Origin of the sequence: Blastomonas sp. UPD001 (assembly GCF_003426715.1) — a bacterium.
Classification (GTDB): domain Bacteria; phylum Pseudomonadota; class Alphaproteobacteria; order Sphingomonadales; family Sphingomonadaceae; genus Blastomonas.
The window spans coordinates 1-895 of the sequence record NZ_QKVT01000029.1 but is presented as its reverse complement, the minus strand read 5'-3'; the positions used below and the strand labels follow the sequence as shown (position 1 = coordinate 895).

Annotated in this window: 2 protein-coding genes; both read left to right on the top strand. The window is 59.2% G+C overall.

Annotation, left to right across the window (positions count from 1 at the left end):
* Window positions 1-297, top strand: a 297-nt coding sequence (locus DM995_RS18050) for a hypothetical protein (RefSeq protein WP_232824531.1), incomplete at its 5' end; no start/stop codon positions are given.
* 126 nt (window positions 298-423) lie between these two features.
* A complete protein-coding gene (locus DM995_RS18045; protein ID WP_198669470.1) occupies window positions 424-834 on the top strand; it encodes a hypothetical protein in 411 nt (136 codons plus the stop codon).
* Window positions 835-895: the final 61 nt, after the last annotated feature.

Here is an 895-nt window from a genome sequence, read left to right as displayed (position 1 = left end):
ATCCCTGCCTGCGCAGGCAAGCGTCAAGGGATAGGCTATTGCTGTCCATTGTCGTCGCGCGCAGTGATCACCGCCATGCGCACGATCTATCTCTGCCTCGCCATCCTATCGCTGGCAGCCACCGCTCTTGTCTGGGCTTTTCTGGCAGGCTGGGCGGGGGGCGTGGTTTTCGCGCCGGATAGGGAATTGCTGGCAACCGGGGAATCGCTGAGTTGGCCTGCATTCATGGCGCTGATGTACGGGCCGATCGCCTTTGCCGCATGTCTGCTGTTCCTGGCCTGGCGCAAAAGCCCCTGACCACCCCCGCTCATCCTGAGCAGCGGGCTTCAGCCCGCGTCGTCGAAGGACTCGCGCCCACGCAGGCCGTATAGCGTGGCCTTCGACAAGCTCAGGCTGAGCGGGGGTTGTGGGGGGTGGCCATCGATGGGGAAAACGAACCGTTCGGCAAACGACGCCATTTCCGGTTTTGGCGTGATGATGCATAACGCAGCCATGAAGGTGACGATTTACGAAGCAGATACCCCAATCGGCGAGGCTGAGATCTTCGCGCTAGACCCCCCGATGGGCGTCGCAATGGCGAAATTCAAATCATTGTCAGCCTATGATGTCGAGCGGCACGCGAATGTCGTTGATGGCGATTACATCGAGGATCGTGGACGCGGTCTTCGGATAGAGATGTCTGACGGTGTGCCTTTGATCAGCCAGGCAATATCGATACAGGCCTGGCCTGCGCTCGGAGAACATGAGGTTCATATTCTGGGGATTTTGCAGCCTAGCTTCGAGACGCTGTTTTGCGAGCACCCCGATTTCAAATCCCACTGGGGAAAGCCCTGACGTCGGTTCTCCTCATATTATCAGCTATTCGCGCGCGCCCAAGCCGCCCCCTACCCCTTCA